The sequence below is a fragment of the Rhizobium sp. BR 362 genome, from assembly GCF_036528765.1.
Classification (GTDB): Bacteria; Pseudomonadota; Alphaproteobacteria; order Rhizobiales; family Rhizobiaceae; genus Rhizobium.
The window spans coordinates 99,935-115,831 of the sequence record NZ_JARWGH010000009.1; the positions used below are offsets into that span (position 1 = coordinate 99,935).

The 15,897-nt window shown below is 60.0% G+C and carries 13 protein-coding genes, 1 pseudogene and 1 riboswitch; of the genes and pseudogenes, 6 read left to right on the forward strand and 8 right to left on the reverse strand.

The window, feature by feature from the left end; all coding sequences use genetic code 11:
• Positions 1 to 6: 6 nt before the first annotated feature.
• Both QDY28_RS15050 and QDY28_RS15055 read right to left on the reverse strand, forming a co-directional pair.
• A complete protein-coding gene (locus tag QDY28_RS15050; RefSeq protein ID WP_331382490.1) occupies positions 7 to 1,497 on the reverse strand; it encodes a carnitine 3-dehydrogenase in 1,491 nt (496 codons plus the stop codon).
• Between the two features lie 7 nt (positions 1,498 to 1,504).
• A complete protein-coding gene (locus QDY28_RS15055; RefSeq protein WP_331382491.1) occupies positions 1,505 to 2,407 on the reverse strand; it encodes a 3-keto-5-aminohexanoate cleavage protein in 903 nt (300 codons plus the stop codon).
• Positions 2,408 to 2,505: 98 nt separating this feature from the next.
• On the opposite strand from QDY28_RS15055, the gene QDY28_RS15060 reads away from it, so the two are divergent.
• Positions 2,506 to 3,504: a GlxA family transcriptional regulator gene (locus QDY28_RS15060; protein WP_331382492.1), complete on the forward strand. Its 999-nt coding sequence runs from the start codon at positions 2,506 to 2,508 to the stop codon at positions 3,502 to 3,504.
• Here QDY28_RS15060 and QDY28_RS15065 read toward each other — a convergent pair.
• The gene (locus QDY28_RS15065) at positions 3,479 to 4,354 is read right to left on the reverse strand and encodes a LysR substrate-binding domain-containing protein (protein ID WP_331382493.1); all 876 of its coding nucleotides are present in this window, start codon (positions 4,352 to 4,354) and stop codon (positions 3,479 to 3,481) included. The two genes, QDY28_RS15060 and QDY28_RS15065, sit on opposite strands and share 26 nt — an antisense overlap.
• A 115-nt stretch (positions 4,355 to 4,469) precedes the next feature.
• On the opposite strand from QDY28_RS15065, the gene QDY28_RS15070 reads away from it, so the two are divergent.
• Positions 4,470 to 5,378 carry a DMT family transporter gene (locus QDY28_RS15070; protein ID WP_331382494.1) on the forward strand — a complete coding sequence of 303 codons (909 nt, stop codon included), beginning with the start codon at positions 4,470 to 4,472 and terminating at the stop codon, positions 5,376 to 5,378.
• 425 nt (positions 5,379 to 5,803) lie between these two features.
• Here QDY28_RS15070 and thiD read toward each other — a convergent pair whose 3' ends face one another.
• The 3 genes and pseudogenes from thiD to QDY28_RS15080 all read right to left on the reverse strand — a co-directional run bounded on the left by thiD (position 5,804) and on the right by QDY28_RS15080 (position 8,372).
• Entirely contained in the window at positions 5,804 to 6,607 is an 804-nt protein-coding gene (thiD, locus tag QDY28_RS15075) for a bifunctional hydroxymethylpyrimidine kinase/phosphomethylpyrimidine kinase (RefSeq protein ID WP_331382495.1), read from the reverse strand.
• Between the two features lie 23 nt (positions 6,608 to 6,630).
• A pseudogene (locus QDY28_RS31000) lies at positions 6,631 to 6,750 on the reverse strand (hydroxyethylthiazole kinase); the annotation flags it as partial.
• A gap of 50 nt (positions 6,751 to 6,800) precedes the next feature.
• Positions 6,801 to 6,897: riboswitch (TPP riboswitch) on the reverse strand.
• Between the two features lie 47 nt (positions 6,898 to 6,944).
• Positions 6,945 to 8,372, reverse strand: coding sequence for a DHA2 family efflux MFS transporter permease subunit (locus QDY28_RS15080; RefSeq protein ID WP_331382496.1), 1,428 nt, complete (start codon positions 8,370 to 8,372; stop codon positions 6,945 to 6,947).
• Here QDY28_RS15080 and QDY28_RS15085 point away from each other — a divergent pair.
• The 3 genes from QDY28_RS15085 (at position 8,361) to QDY28_RS15095 (ending at position 11,321) form a co-directional block, all read left to right on the forward strand.
• Positions 8,361 to 8,675, forward strand: a complete 315-nt coding sequence (locus QDY28_RS15085; RefSeq protein ID WP_331382497.1) for a hypothetical protein — start codon at positions 8,361 to 8,363, stop codon at positions 8,673 to 8,675. The genes QDY28_RS15080 and QDY28_RS15085 overlap by 12 nt on opposite strands.
• Before the next feature lie 233 nt (positions 8,676 to 8,908).
• A complete protein-coding gene (locus QDY28_RS15090) occupies positions 8,909 to 9,055 on the forward strand; it encodes a DUF1127 domain-containing protein (protein ID WP_065091425.1) in 147 nt (48 codons plus the stop codon).
• A 637-nt stretch (positions 9,056 to 9,692) separates the two neighbouring features.
• Complete coding sequence (locus QDY28_RS15095) at positions 9,693 to 11,321, forward strand: hypothetical protein (protein ID WP_331382498.1); 1,629 nt, start codon at positions 9,693 to 9,695, stop codon at positions 11,319 to 11,321.
• Between the two features lie 37 nt (positions 11,322 to 11,358).
• On the opposite strand, the gene QDY28_RS15100 is transcribed toward QDY28_RS15095, so the two are convergent.
• Positions 11,359 to 11,943, reverse strand: coding sequence for a cation transporter (locus QDY28_RS15100; RefSeq protein WP_331382499.1), 585 nt, complete (start codon positions 11,941 to 11,943; stop codon positions 11,359 to 11,361).
• A 217-nt stretch (positions 11,944 to 12,160) separates the two neighbouring features.
• Here QDY28_RS15100 and QDY28_RS15105 point away from each other — a divergent pair, with 217 nt between their 5' ends.
• Positions 12,161 to 14,233, forward strand: a complete 2,073-nt coding sequence (locus QDY28_RS15105) for an acyltransferase family protein (protein WP_442967523.1) — start codon at positions 12,161 to 12,163, stop codon at positions 14,231 to 14,233.
• A gap of 56 nt (positions 14,234 to 14,289) precedes the next feature.
• Here QDY28_RS15105 and QDY28_RS15110 read toward each other — a convergent pair whose 3' ends face one another.
• Complete coding sequence (locus QDY28_RS15110) at positions 14,290 to 15,897, reverse strand: DHA2 family efflux MFS transporter permease subunit (protein ID WP_331382500.1); 1,608 nt, start codon at positions 15,895 to 15,897, stop codon at positions 14,290 to 14,292.

Here is a 15,897-nt window from a genome sequence, read left to right on the forward strand (position 1 = left end):
TTCCTCCTAGCGTTTTTGTCCGACATGACGCCCGACACCTTCCGGCATCGGCAGTTCCGCATGGGCCGCGGCAATCGGCCTTATCTTGCTCAGCACCTCCTCCGGTGCGGGAGCGGCTTTTCCGGCCTTGGCATCGACATGCAGCAGCATCTGTTCGGCGGTGGCGATCGCTTCGCTGCTTGCCGTGTCGTAGATCGTGTGGAAGACATGCAGCCGCTTCTCGTCGGAGCCGAGGATCTGCGCGGTCGAATGGATGGCCTGGCCGAGCTTCGCTTCACCGAGATGACGAATATGCGTCTCCACGGTGTAATAGCTGTGACCGCCTTCGACATAGGCGAAGTCGACGCCGATCAGGCGCAGCAGCGCGTCGGATGTGTCGCCAAACACCTGCAGGTAGCGGTGTTCGGTCATATGGCCGTTATAATCCACCCATGCCGGGCTGACCTTGGTTTCGATCAGCCGCAGCGGCTGTGCGATATCCGCCAGCTTCTTGTCATTGCCGGCGGACGCCCAGAGGTCTTGCTCGAAATCTTTAAGCAGCTTGCCGGCACCCCAGCCCTTGCCGCCATGGCTGCCCTTCAGCGTCTGCAGGATGCCTACGAGATTTTCGTCGCGAATGCGCTCCAGCTCACGGATCGACAGGCCATCCGCCTGCTCGTCCGACTGTTGGCCGATCTTTTCGACAAGCGCATCATCGAGATCGACGACATCCATCAGCTTTGTCCAGTTCCATTTGAGGGCCGGGCCGAATTGCGCAAGGAAGTGCCGCATGCCCGCTTCGCCGCCGGCAATGCGATAGGTCTGGAAAAGGCCCATCTGCGCCCAGCGCAGGCCGAAGGAATAGCGAATGACGTCATCCAGCGTCTCGACGGTGCAGATATCGTCCTTGATCAGCCAGAGCGCCTCGCGCCACAAAGCTTCCAGCAGGCGATCGCCGACGAAAGCTTCGATTTCCTTGGCGATATGCACGCCCTTCATGCCGATCGGCGGCAGCCGCTGCATGGCGGCCTCGATTATCGCCTTGGAGGTCTTTTCGCCCCCGACGATTTCGACGAGCGGCAACAGATAGACGGGGTTATAGGGATGGGCGACGAAGAGGCGTTCGGGGTGATGCATATCGCGCTGCAGATCGGTCGGCAGCAGCCCCGAAGTGGAGGAGCCGATCAGGGCATCCGGCCTTGCCACCGCATCGATCTGCGTCAGGACTTTACGCTTGAGATCCAGCCGTTCGGGCACGCTTTCCTGGATCCAGTCGGCATCGCCGACGGCCGCTTCAAGCGTGTCCCTGAATGTCAGCTTGCCGCGCGGCGGAAGCGGTGCGCCGGTCAGCATCGCATAGGCCTTTTCGGCGTTCGCAAGCACTTCGCCGACGATGCGGCTGGCTTCCGGATGCGGGTCGAAGACATCGACGTCGATGCCGGCCAGCAGGAAACGGGCGATCCATCCGCCGCCGATGACGCCGCCGCCGATGCAGGCTGCCTTGTTAATCCTGGTCATCGGGGCCTCAGCGCTTCGTCAGCTTCAATTTCTTGCGGACATCCTCGGGGCCGATGATGCGCGCGCCCATGCCTTCGACGACCTGCACCGCCTTTTCGACGAGCTGGGCGTTGGTGGCGAGCATGCCCTTCCCGGCATAGAGATTGTCCTCCAGGCCGACGCGGACATTGCCCCCGGCAAGGACAGCTGCCGCCGGATAGGCCATGGCGTTGCGGCCGATGGAAAAGGCAGAGAAGCTCCAGCTCGAGGGAACGTTGTTGACCATCGCCATGAAGGTGTTGAGGTCGTCGGGCGCCCCCCAGGGGATGCCCATGCAGAGCTGGATGAGGACGGGATGCTCAATAAGACCCTCCTCGGCAAGCTGTTTGGCAAACCAGAGATGGCCGGTGTCGAAGGCTTCGATCTCGGGACGCACGCCGAGGTCGGTCATCTTCTTCGCCATCGCCCGCAGCATGGCCGGCGTATTGGTCATCACATAGTCGCCGAGACTGAAATTCATCGTGCCGCAATCGAGCGTGCAGATTTCCGGCAGGCATTCGGCGACATGGCTGACGCGTTCCGTCGCACCGGCCATGTCGGTACCCCGCTCGTTGAGGGGCAGGGGCCTTTCAACATCGCCGAAGATCAAGTCGCCGCCCATGCCGGCGGTCAAATTCAGCACCACGTCGATATCGGCCGAACGGATGCGATCCGTGACTTCCTTGTAGAGATCGTTGCGACGGCTGGCGGCGCCGGTTTCCGGATCGCGGACATGGCAGTGCACTACTGCCGCCCCAGCCTTGGCCGCATCGATCGCCGATTCAGCGATCTGCTTGGGAGTGATCGGAACGTGGCTGGATTTCGAAACCGTATCGCCGGCGCCGGTGACGGCACAGGTGATGAAGACATCGCGGTTCATAGCAAGAGGCATTTTTGTTCTCCCTCGTATTGAGGACATTACGAGGCAAGCAGCGGCTTCATGCTTTGCATTATCGGAAATAGACGATACATTATCGGAAATACTGGAGGATGCCTGTGCTCACTTCATCCGACACGCCGCTCGACATCGATCTGCTGGTGCTTCCGGAAACGAACCTCATCCTGATCGCTTCGGTGATCGAACCGCTGCGCGGGGCGAATCGCATTTCCGGAGCGGAGCTTTATCGCTGGCGCCTCTTCACGCCGGACGGTTCACCGGCCGAAACGACCAGCCACATCCCCGTACCCGCATCCTGCAGTTTTCGACCGAGCTCGGACACGGCGCCGCTTTTCGTGCTCGCCAGCTATAATTGGCGGCGCAGCGCGACGCAGGCGTTGAAAATGCAACTGTCGCAAACCGCGCGCTACCGTTCGATGATCGCCGGCATCGAATCCGGCAGTTGGCTGCTTGCCGAGGCGAGCCTTCTCGACAACGTTTCGGCGGCTGTCCATTGGGAGGATTTCGATGATTTCGAGCTGGCCTATCCGCAGGTTCGTGCCGTCAAGGATCGTTTCGTGATCGACGGCAAGCGCATTACCACAGCCGGTTCACTGCCCACCGTCGACCTGATGCTGGAGATCATCAGGCGGCGGCAGGGCTATTCGCTTGCGCTCGAAGTCAGCCGGCTTTTCATCTATGAGCCGGCCAATATGCAGAATGTGGCAGAGCTTTCGCCGTCCACCGCCGGCTTGCGCATGCGCGACCCGCGTGTTGCACAGGCTATACGGCTGATGGAAGAAAACATCGAGCAACCGCTGGTGCTGACGCGCCTTGCGCGACGCATCGGCGTCAGCGCCCGTCATCTCCAGGCGCTCTTTCAGGAAAGCATCGGCGCGCCTCCGCATGTGCATTATCTCGCTCTTCGGCTCAACGCCGCGCGACGCAAGGTAATCGAGACCAAGGAGTCTTTCGCGGAGATTGCCGCAGCAACCGGTTTCAACTCCGCTTCGGCATTTTCCCGCAGCTATCGCGCCAGTTTTTCCGAAAGCCCTTCCGGCACGCGGCGGCGGCTGCGCGGGCGCTCTATGGCTGCAGCAGAGCAGACATAGGCTGGAAGGCTTCACGCACCATTTCCGCGAGCTCCTGGATCGCCTCGCTGGAATGATAGGGATTGCGGCGAAGCACGACGCGCGAGGAATCGACCGGCGGAAAACCGTCATCGCTCGTGAGTTCCCGGCAACCATGCGGGATGTTGCTGCGGGACAATGTGGTGACGGCAAGGCCCGCTGAGACGGCGTTTTTCAGGCCGGAACTGGTATCGGCAATGAAGGCGACGCGGTAGGGCCGCGCCTGCTGCTCCAGGGAACGCAGTGCAAAATCACGCGCCCAGGTCGAATTCCGGTATGTCGCGACGGGTAGCGGTGTTGCGTCGTGCAGGCGGTGCACCAAAGACGTCACCCAGACTGTCGGGTCGATGCAGAGCACCTCGCCCGTGGTCTGCTTGCTCCAGTCGAAGACCACGGCAAGATCGAGTTCGTCCTTTTCCAGCGCGGCAAGATTTCGAGCCGTGTAGTCGCAGGAAACGGTGACTTCGACGGCAGGGTGCCGGACAGCGAAGGCGGCAAGGGCGGCCGGCAGGACGGTCTGGCTGTATTCTTCCGGAATTCCTATCCGGACAGGCCCGTTCAGCGGCTTGGTGCGGATCGTCGCGGCCGCCTCGTTCAACAGATCGATGATCCGTCGAGCATAGGGAAGCAACTGATTTCCGGACCTGGTCAGCACGACGCCGCGTGCGCTTCTTTCGAAAAGCGCCTCGCCGACAATTTCCTCCAGACGTTTGATCTGGGCGCTGACGGCCGATTGCGTGCGGCCGATGCGTTGCGCGGCAACGGAAAAATTCAACGTCTCGCTAATGACGAGAAACGTCCGCAGCAAATCGCTTTCGATGGGTTCACGCATAGGGAAGCCACAAAAATTTCCGATAGCACTTATCTCTACTATTCGTTTGTCTGATGTCAAATATCGGCGCACACAGGTATGACCCGTTCAGGTGCATCGTTCCGAGATACCGCACATGACCATTCAGATCCCGGCCCGGTTCTTCTCCGCCAATGAGTACGAAAAGGGTGTCGCTCTCGTCGTTGCGGCAACGCTCGCCTGGAGCGCCAGCGGCATCTATACGCGGCTGCTCACCGCGGACATTTGGACGGCAATCGCTTGGCGATCTTTGTTCGGTGGATTGTTCCTGCTGATCCCAAGCTTCTTTCTCGAAGGGGGATTCTCGCGCCGCCAGTGGAGCTCGATCTTTCACCCGTCGGGTCTCGCGATGATCGCCTGCCAGACCTTCAGCCAAGCCTGTTTCCTCGGCGCCCTCTACATGACCACGGTTGCGAACGTGACCATGATCTACGCGACGGCGCCTTTCATCGCCGCCTTGCTCGGCTGGGTCATCTTGAAGGAGCGCGTACCGAGGCGAACGCTTGTTGCCGGCGGCGTCTGCCTGATCGGGGTGGCGATCATCGTTGCCGCCTCGATCGGGGGCGGCACCGGCCTCGGTGATCTCCTGGCGCTCGGCATGACGGCATCTTTCGCCCTGATCATCGTCATTCCGCGCATCGACCGCAGCGTGGCGACCCTGCCGCCCACCATCGTCAGCGCCTTCCTGACACTTGTCATCTTCGCGCCGTTCGGCTCGCCCGGCTCGCTCGATCTGCACAATTGGCTGGTGCTTGCCGCCTTCGGGGCAACCAATTTCTCCTTTGCGCTCGTTCTGTTTCTTGCCGGGGCGAAGCGCATGCCGCCCGCGGAAGCTGCTCTTATCGGGACCATGGAGATCGTGCTCACGCCTTTCTGGGTCTGGCTGTTCTTTTCAGAAAGGCCGCCGGCCGCCACCTTTTTCGGCGGCGCCATCATCCTTGCCACGGTTCTCTGGCACACGTTCATCGACCTAAAGCAAAGCCGGCGCAGCCATCAACGGGGTTAGAATAAGACGGTCGTAAGATAAGGTTTCGGAGAAAAATCGGGCGTGGAACCCAGATCCGACAGCGAGAGGCGCGGCATGACCAACGAACAGCGACGGTATAATTATTCGCCTGTGAGTTGCGCTTCGTTCAGCTACCGTTCATTTAGCGAAATGCAAATAAACAATCGCCGCACGCCTTGCGGTTGATCGAGGCTCGGCTACCGATCCAGCTCACGAGGCAGGTGGTCGGGGCTCTCAAGTCCCCAAAGAGCAGGAATAATCCGTATGCGGCTGCTTTTCGCTTTGATTGACTGGATCCTAAATCGGCGCCGAAAGTGGGTGGAGCCGGAGACCATTCAATATTCCGCCGATGATCCATGGGTTCTCCGACAGATCGAAGAATTCGAGCGGGAATTGAAGCCGTAATGCCGCGCGAAACTGATGGGCTATGCCGGCCATAGCGCATAAAAGTGTTGCAGCGGTCCGTGACCGGTTCCGACCGACAGCGTTTCGGCTGAGGCAACAGCGCCTGCGAGATAATCTTTGGCGATCGCGACGGCTTCTGGCAGCGCCGAGCCCTTGGCGATCTCCGCTGCCAAAGCGCTGGATAGCGTGCAGCCGGTTCCATGCGTTTTCATGGTGGGAACACGGGCAGCCTCAAACCAGGTCAGACCCTCCGGACTTGCGAGCACATCCGGGCTTTCATCGCCGGCAAGATGTCCGCCCTTGACCAGAACGGCGCGCGGGCCAAGCTTGATAAGTGCTTCCGCCTGCCGGGCCATCGTCTCGCGATTTTCGGCAGCCGGCTCATGCAGAAGCGCGGCCGCCTCCGGCAGATTGGGCGTCAGCAGCGTGGCCAGAGGAAGAAGCCTCTCGGTCAGGATGTCGACTGCATCCGCGGCAAGCAGCGCCGCACCGCCCTTGGCAATCATCACCGGGTCGAGCACGATCGGAACGCTTCGATATGGAGCGAGCGCGTCGGCAACCGCTTCGGCAATTGCGGCATTGGCAATCATGCCGATTTTGATGGCGTCGACGCGAACATCGGCAAAGATCGCCTTGATCTGTTCGGCGACGAATTGCGGGGGAACGGGGTGGACGCCGGAAACGCCCTGCGTGTTCTGGGCCGTCAATGCGGTCAGCGCCGCCATGCCATAGACGCCGCGTGCCGAAAATGTCTTCAGGTCGGCTTGAATACCGGCGCCGCCGGAAGGATCGGAGCCCGCGATGGAGAGGACGTTTCGGATCATGGGAGCGCCCTTCTGATACAGGCGGCGAATTCGCCGGCTTCCTCTTCGGCGTGTACCATCGCGACGAAGCTGGGGATGCATTGCACCAGCGGCCGATTTGTCCGCATGGCTGCCAGCGAGCCAGGAGGAGTCTTGTTTTGCATATCGCCCCTTTCGGGCGGGGCGAGACGCGGGGGATGACGATAAGAGTACGCCGAGACCCCGAGCGACTCCCTCCGCCAGCATTATCTGGTTCAGGTTCAAAGGGTGCTTCTCAGCCCGTCATGCGACGGGCGCCCCTGTCTCTCATCGGGGCCTTTTTCGCAGAGAAAGACCGCCCTGTCATTAGCAAATCGTTCTAATGATGGTGCCCCATATCCTGCCCGTGTTGAGGCTTCTTGATAAACAGCGCAGCGACGATCGCTCCGAGCGAGATGATCGTCCCACAGAGAAATGCCGCCTTGATGCCGCCGGTCGTTGCGACAAGAAGGTTGGCGCCGCCGGCCGAAAGGCTGGTGGCCCGCAAGGTCATGATCGCCACGAACAGTGCGGTGCCGGCGGCGCCAGCGACCTGTTGGGTGGCGCCAAGCATGGCGCTGCCGTGCGAATAGAGGTTTGGCGGCAGCGATCCAAGGCTGACGGTGAACAGCGGTGTAAACATCAGCGCAAGACCGATGCTGAGCACGATATGGGCGATCAACAGCATCCAAAACGGCGTATCCTGCTGAATGAAGACCAGTCCGCCCATCACCACGCTGAGTATGATTGCTCCGGGAATGATCAATGGCGCCGGACCGTATTTGTCGAACAGGCGCCCGACCGTAGGCGCGCAAAGGCCCATGATCAGACCGCCGGGCAGCAACAATAGACCAGTTTGCAGCGTCGATAATCCCAACACGTTTTGCAAATAGATAGGCAGCAGAATGAAAACGCCGAACATCGACATCATGAGAATGGCCATCATGGCCGCAGCGATCGTGAATGTCTTTGTAGTCAAGGTGCGCAGATCGAGCAGTGCTCTCTCCTGCTTTTGCAATTGCAACTGGCGCAATATGAAAACCGCGATGACGACAGCGCCGATCAGGAGCGGAATCCAGGGAGATATCACCGGCGGGTGAAGTGCTGCTTCGCCGAGCCCGCTGAGACCATAGACGAAACCGCCGAAGCCGATGGCGGAAAGGAAGATCGAAAGAATATCGATCGGCGCGGTGGTTGGAACCGTCACGTTCTTTATCCGCAAGGCGCCGAGCGCCAATGCAGACAGGGCGATCGGCAGCACCAGGAGGAACAGCCAGCGCCATTCCAGTGCGGAAAGAATGAGCCCGGAAATGGTTGGCCCGATCGCTGGCGCTACCGATATGACGACCGAGATATTGCCCATGGTTCTGCCGCGGGATCCCGGAGGCACCAAGGTCATTACCGTCGTCATCAGCAGCGGCATCATGATCGCTGTCCCCGAAGCCTGCACGATGCGGCCGACGACAATGACGGCAAACCCCGGCGCCAGCGCCGATATCAGCGTGCCGGCGCTGAATAGCGACATGGCAAGAATGAAGACCGGACGCGTGTTGAGGCGCTGCAGCAGATATCCAGTGACGGGGATGACGACGGCCATGGTCAGCATGAAGGCCGTGGTCAGCCACTGGGCCGCACTTGCCGTGATATCGAGATCAGCCATCAGATGGGGCAGCGCGACACCCATGATGGTTTCGTTGAGAATGACGACGAAAGCCGACACCAACAGCAGGGCTATAACGAGTTTGTTGCGGGCACTATGGTCTTCCACGGTGGGTACATCCTGTTCCGCATCGGCAAAAGTCTGGTTATCGGTCATCATGCTGCTGCCTTTACTTTGGATTCAGACGGGCAATCGGCATTGCCCAAGGCGATAAATCGTTTGATTTTTTCGTATGACGAACGGCTGCGTGAGAATGCGACACGTCCAGCGAATTATTTTCGCGCCGACGGCCGGAGAACAATCTGCACAGTTGCAATTCCCGGCTCGCTCGCGGCCAAGAATGGTAATGCGTTGACGAAGGTCAACCCCAAAGATGTTTCTAAGGGCCAGGCTGCGGAAAAAGGCAGTTAAGAAATCGGACCGGCTGGAGCTCGTCGATTATGCCGGTCGCGGCTCTATGAACAGAGACGGAGAAGTCCAGGAAGTTAAAGTTCCGCTAAGCGACCCATGCACTTCTTGCATGGGTGCAGTGTAGCCTTGGCGCTGCAATATCAGAAGGTCCGATATTATATAGCAGTCATCGAAGCGAAGGGAGCGCCACGGACGGCAGCTCAGCTTCGAATGCCCAAAGAAAGGGGACCATCATGAACATCGCACGCTCTTTCAACAACTGGCGCAAGTATCGTCAAACGGTCGCCGAACTGGGCCGTATGTCCACGCGCGAACTGAATGACCTCGGTATTGGCCGCGGCGACATTCACAACATTGCCCGTGGGGCGGTCGTTCGCTAACGGCATAAGACGTCATCAGACTTCGACATTTTGTCAGCGCCTGCTTCCTCGCGAGCGGGCGCTTTTGTTTTATGCTTTCCATGAGCCTCTTCGTGGATTCCAATGACGACGGATGCCGGCACAGCTTCCTGCTTTTCGCATAACGCATGCCTGCCCTGCAAAGAAATGCCTATGAACTGAGCAAATCAACGGTATGATAGGAACCATCGAAGCGATGCACCTCCTCCCGCATCTCTTCGTGATGCAGATGTCCTTACTCCTCCTCCCAAGGTCGTCTGCGGGAACGGTAGCATTCCTCCTCCCAGCTACTGTTCGGTTCTTTACGAAAGCCTGCCGCACCTCCTCCCGCGGCAGGCTTTTTCGTTTGGGGCTTAGGCAGGGCCAGAAGAGCCGGCCTGATCGATTCTCGCCATTGTCAAATGTCAGCGGGTTCCCGCTGGTGGAGCGCCAGTGCTGCGCTCGCCAGACGGACCTTTTGTGCATGCTAACTCGGCACTGCGGGTGCCATTCATCGGCAAGTCAGCTTCGCTCCATCTTGTTTGTCCTAATGTTCCATGCCCGAAACCATCTGCGGGTAAAGTGGAGATCGCGGCGCTTAAAGTGCTCGATTTCAGGACCGTGAGAGGAATGTTTTTGCATGCTGAAGACTTTTGGCGACTACGCCCCCGGCCTTGCCCCGAGCGGCAAAATGGCTGAGATCGCAGGCGGGCCGTCGAAGCCGTCCGACAAGGGCAAGGATGCACTTCTCAACTGCCTGATTTCCGGCGGAGACGAGAGATTGGAATGCGAGCCGGGAAGCGGCGTCAACATGTATGGGCACGGGCCATCGCCCCGGCCGCAGGATTTGGCCTTCGGCTCCTCGACCGCATCGACCATTTCCGCACAGGCTTTCGCAGCGGTCGGCGCATATCATGCGGAGCTTTTGCAGGAAATGGAAACACGGCCTGCGGCCGACATCTACGCGCGGGAGATCGCGCGGATGCGCACGAGATTGCTGCGTCTGCTCGGGCTCGATCAGATATCAGAGCCTTCGCGGGTAAATGCCATCATGGCGACGTCCGGCACCGACATCCATCTCTTCGCTGCGGCATTGCTGGCGCGTCAGGACGATCGGACCTTGATGACTATCACGCTGATGGGCAATGAGACCGGCAGCGGCGTGATGACCGCCGCGTCCGGGCGCCACTTCATGACCCGCGTCGGCGGTCATCGCCCGGTTGCGAAAGGCGAGGAACTGAGCTCCGGACACGCGACGCGAAATACGACGGTCGCGGTGCGCAATGCGGATGGCACGTTGCGGAGCGACGAAGAGATCGAATTAGAATTGAAAGGGCTGATCGAACTTGCCCGTGCGGCTGAACTCAGATGCCTTCTGGTCGTCACGGATGTTTCCAAGACCAGCCTGGTGGCACCGGGGCTTGAAACGGTGTTTCGCCTGAAAGAGCGCTTCGGCGCCATGCTCGACATCATGATTGATGCCTGCCAGTTTCGTGTCTCCGCGGCAACGATCCGCGCCTATCTGGCCCATGATTTCCTGGTGGCCGTCACCGGCTCCAAATTCCTGGCCGGTCCGATTTTCAGTGGGGCGCTGCTCTGTCCGCCTGGAATGTCGGAACGCCTGAAGCAGCGGCCATTGCCTTCTGCGCTTGCCGATTATTGCGCGAAAGCCGATTGGCCGGAGGGCTGGATTGCCCGGGACGTGTTACCGGACCAAGCCAATTTCGGCCTGCTGCTGCGATGGAAGGCGGCGCTATTCGAACTCGAGCGCTTCGTCGGCGTGCTTGAGGAAAAGGTGATCGCCGTGCTTTCTGCTTTCGCAAAGGCAGTCGGAGAGCGGCTGCAGCAGGACAGTGCCTTCGAATTGCTGGACAGTCGCGCGATAGACCGGAAGCGTCTGTGGAATGGATCGGACGCTGCTGGCTGGGATGAAATACCGTCTATCTTTGCATTTTATCTGCGTAATCCTCATCAAGGCCGCGTCCTGACGGCAACGGAGACTGCCGCGGTCTACAAGAACCTAGCCGTCGAGCAGAGCGGCCTTGTACCGGTGCGTCTCGGCCAACCCGTGCGCTGCGCCGACTTCGGCGATCTGCCCGCAAGTGCCTTGAGGATATGCCTGAGCGCGCCGCTGATAGTTGAGGCTTGTGAAAGTGCCGATGGCCTTGATCGCCTGATCTCGCGGGCGATGACAGTCCTGGATCGAACCGCTGACTTGGCCGCGCAATTGACATCGCAGCCGAATATCGTCCGCGCGTTGGGCGTCTAAAGTCGGCATCCCAGCGGCGCGGCATAAGCCGAGAATCTCAAGCGGCCGCGCTATGCTCGCTTCTCGCCGCCGTCCAGACCTCGTGCGCCGCGTCGGCGTTCACTGCGGCGATGGCGATGCCGACGATCAGGTCCGGCCATGCAGAAGTCCAGAGAAATGCGGTAACAAGACCCGCCGCGATGATCGCTATATTGGCGAGCACGTCGTTGCGGGCGGAGAGAAATGCGGCGCGGGTGAGGCTGCCGCTATGCTCGCGAAAGCGCACCAGCATCATGGCGCAGGAGAGATTGACGGCAAGCGCGCCGAGCCCCGCCAGGGATAGCGGCAGTGGTTCCGGCGCAACGGGTGCCATGAATTTCTGCCACGCGGTCCAGATGGTCGCCAGTCCGGGAACGAGCAGGACCACGGCAAGAGCCATGCCGAGGCGGGCGCGGTTGCGGACGCTCCAGCCAAGCGCCGTCAGGATCAACAGGTTCAGCGAAGCGTCTTCCAGCAAATCGACGCTGTCGGCAAAGAGCGATACCGAACCGATGGACAGAGCGACCACAAACTCGACACAGAAATAGCCGAGGTTCAGGAGCGCCACACGTTTGACCACGTTGCGAAGGGTAATGCCCGTCATGCTCGATTTGCGCCCTCCTCGCCGACCTGCTTATCAAAAACCTATCAGGTCTCCCTTGCAACTCGCTGAAATCCGCCAAGCCTCAGCAACGCGACTGAACAAGACGAATAGGGCTGAACCTAAGTCGCTGCGGTGAGTTTTCAGTTTAACGTCAGCTCACCGCTATAACCGCCTGGGCGGTCAGCGCCAGAACCCTCGCGGCCTTCGGAGAATAAGTTTGAATTTAGTACTGCGTGATTCTCCTCTTCCCGAGTTCGTGCGCCAGCCTACTCCAGGCCATTTGAAATATCGCGCCGATATCGATGGACTTCGCGCATTGGCGATCCTACCGGTCGTGCTTTATCACGCCGGCATTCCGGGATTCAGCGGCGGTTTCGTCGGCGTCGATGTTTTCTTCGTCATCTCCGGGTTCCTGATGGCCTCGCTGATCTCAGGGGAAATCGCGCGGGGCGATTTCAGCATCCTGCGTTTTTACGAGAGGCGAATACGGCGCATTTTCCCGGCGCTCTTTGCCGTTCTCGCGGCCTCCTCCGTGGCGGCCTGGTTGCTTCTGATGCCGGTCGAGCTGGAATATTTCGCCCGCAGCCTGAAGGCGGCTGCATTGTTCACCTCGAACATCCAATTCGAGAAGGAAAGCGGCTATTTCGACATTGGCGCGCAGTTGAAGCCGCTGCTGCACACCTGGTCGCTCGCGGTCGAAGAGCAGTTCTACATCCTGTTTCCGCTGCTGCTATTGGTGGTCACCCGGTTTGCGCGGCGCCATACGGTGCATATTCTGCTGGCGCTGCTGATCGCCTCCTTCGCGGCGAGTGCCTGGACGGTCTTTCGTGAGCCTGCGGTGGCATTCTACCTGCTGCAGTTCCGCGCCTGGGAATTGCTGCTCGGCGCCTTTCTGGCTTTCAATGTGATACCGAAGCCCGCACGGCCCTTGGTGCGGGAGGGGCTCGCCACGCTCGGCATAGTCCTGATCGCTATTGCCGTGTTCGCTTTCACTGATCACACTCCATTTCCTGGCCCGGCCGCCTTATTGCCCTGTGTCGGTGCAGCCTTGGTGATCTATGCGGGCGCCGAACATGGGTGGGCTGGACGGGCGCTGCGGGCGAGGCCCTTGGTGTTCGTCGGGCTGATTTCCTATTCCCTCTATCTCTGGCATTGGCCGCTCATCGTATTCAGCCGCGAAATTTTCGGCCGCGAGCTTTCCCTGGTTCAAGGTGGCTTGATCGTGTTCGCCTCGTTCGCTCTCGCAGCGTTTTCGTGGCGGTTCATCGAACAGCCGTTTCGCGGCCGCCGCAGCCGCTTGGGCCGACGGCCCTTGTTCGCGGCAGCAGCGGCGGTCATGATCGCCGTGATCGGATTCGGCAGCTATGTCATTCGTGACAGCGGCGTGCCGAGCCGCCTCCCGGCCGATGTGCAGAAGGTCTATGCCGCAACATACGACATCAGCCGCTTCGGCCAACCGCCGTGCTTTGCCGACTCCGATACGACCGGGCCGTCTCTACCCAACGTACGCGCCGGAAAGCTTTGTCCGCTCGGCGCGGAAGGATCGATCGCTCCTTCTTTCCTCGTTTGGGGAGATTCGCATTCCGGAGCCATGGCTCCGGCAATCGATGGGGCCGCAAAGCAGGCCGGTGTTTCCGGTCTGTTTGCGGGCCACGCGTCATGTCCGCCGCTACCCGACGCACAGCTCCCAGCCCGCGGTGATGTAAAGCGATGCGGCGACTTCAATGCCGCGGTCCGGGATCTCGTTACATCGAAGCATGTCCCTCTGGTATTCCTGATCGCCTATTGGCCAAAATATGTGCATGACGCCGAGTTGCCTGGCGAGGGCGTCTACTTCGATCCCTCGGTGCCGCCGCCGCTGCAGGACAAGTCGGCGTCGGTGACGGCATCCCTTGATCGCCTGATGGCGGCGCTGACGCGGCAGGGAACCAAGGTCGTGTTGGTCATGGACGTGCCGGAAATGGGCCGCTACATGCCGGAAGCCGTCGCCAAGGCTGTCATGACCAAGACATCGACAGAAGTCGCCCCGCCATGGGATTACGTTGCGAAACGCCAGGCGCTGTCGCGCGCAATTTTGACTAGTCTGGCCGCCAAATACGGCGCTGATATCGTCGATCCGCTGCCCGCGATCTGCCACGACGGGCATTGCGATGCCACGCAAGACGGCATGCCCCTCTATAAGGATGCCGATCACATCACGGCGGCGACCTCGAAAAGGCTCAGCTACTTGTTCGCTCCCATATTCTCAGCCCCGAAGCGAACACCTGCTGCTGCCTACGGCAATTCATAACGGGTTCAACGCGAGAGGTCGCCGGCGCTAAGCCGCCTCAACGATGTCTTAACCCTTCAGTGCATGCCACCGCCGCCCTCTCCGAGTTTGACATTACTGAGGATCAGGGCAAGCGGGATTGCCGAAAGCGCGATCATCGTCAGCACGTAGAAGACGTCGATATAGGCAAGATAGCTCGATTGCGTCTGCACCTGTTGTCCGATCCAGGCCGTCGCTTGCGATTGCGCGTCGGCCATTGTCGCGCCTTTCTGCGCAAAATAGCGTGTCATCGTCTGTAGCGTTTCGTGGTAGGCAGGCGATGACGGGACTATGTGCTCGACGAGCCGGCTCTGATGCCACTGCTGCCGATGCGCCAGAACGTTCAAGGCGATGCAGACGCCGATCGAACCACCTATGTTGCGCGCGGCGTTGATCATGGCAGAGGCCTGATTGGTCTGGTCCGGCCTCAAGCCGTAATAGGAGGCCGAGGTGATCGCAATGAAGATCAGTGGCAGGCCCAAGCCGATATAGAGGCGCGACCAGACGAAGAATGCGAAATTAAGGTCGGGATTGAGCCGCGTCAGCCACCACATCGAACCTGCTATGATCAATGCACCAGCGGCAATCATGTATTTCGGCTGGACCACCGTGGTCAGGCGACCCGCGACGAACATCATGACCATGGTGACGAGACCGCCTGGCGACAGTGCCAGGCCCGCCCAGGTGGCGGTGTATCCGTAATCCTGCTGCAGGACCTGCGGAAGGAATTGTGTCGTCGCGATAAGGATTGCGCCGGTTGCCATCATGACGATGAAGCAGGATCCGAATTGCCGGGTTCCGAGCAGGCGGCCATCGATGATCGGGTTCGATTTCGTCAGCACCCAAGGGATTGCCAGTGCAAAGGCCAGAACACAAAGCGCCGTCATGGCGATGATGAAATTTGAATCGAACCAGTCTTCCGTCTGACCGCGATCGAGAACCAGTTCGAGCGAGCCGAGAAATGTTGCGACAAGCAGGAAGCCGACAAGATCGAAGCGGACGCCTTGTCTGCGAAACTCCTCGCGCTTTCGGCGCATCTCCTGCGATCTCTCCACCAGAAAATAGACGAGGATGAAGGCAAGGACACCCACCGGCCCGTTGATCAGGAAACACCAGTGCCAGGAATAATTATCCGAAAGATAGCCGCCGAGTGTGGGGCCGACGACGGGCGCTACCACGACTGCGACGCCGAACATCGCGAATGCCTGACCGCGTTTTGCCGGCGGAAATGAATCGGCGAGGATCGCCTGCGATGTCGGCACCATGCCGCCGCCGGCAAAGCCCTGGATGATGCGAAAGAAGAGCAGCGATTGCAGATTCCAAGCCAGCCCGCAAAGAACGGAGGCGATCGTGAAGGTCGCGAGGCAAAAGAGATAGAAACGACGTCTGCCGTATCGTTCGGCAATGAAACTGCTGGCGACCAATACGGTTGCATTGGAAACGAGGTAGGTCGTAACCACCCAGGAAGCTTCATCCGCGCTAACGGCAAGACCGCCCGAAATATAGCGCAGCGCCACGTTGGCGATCGTCGTGTCCAGCACTTCCATGAAGGTCGCAAGCGAGACCACGACCGCGATCAGCCATGGATTGGTGGCGCCCGCGGCGGGAGCGGCAGCTCCGCCGGCGGTTGTGTCTGCGCCGCTCAT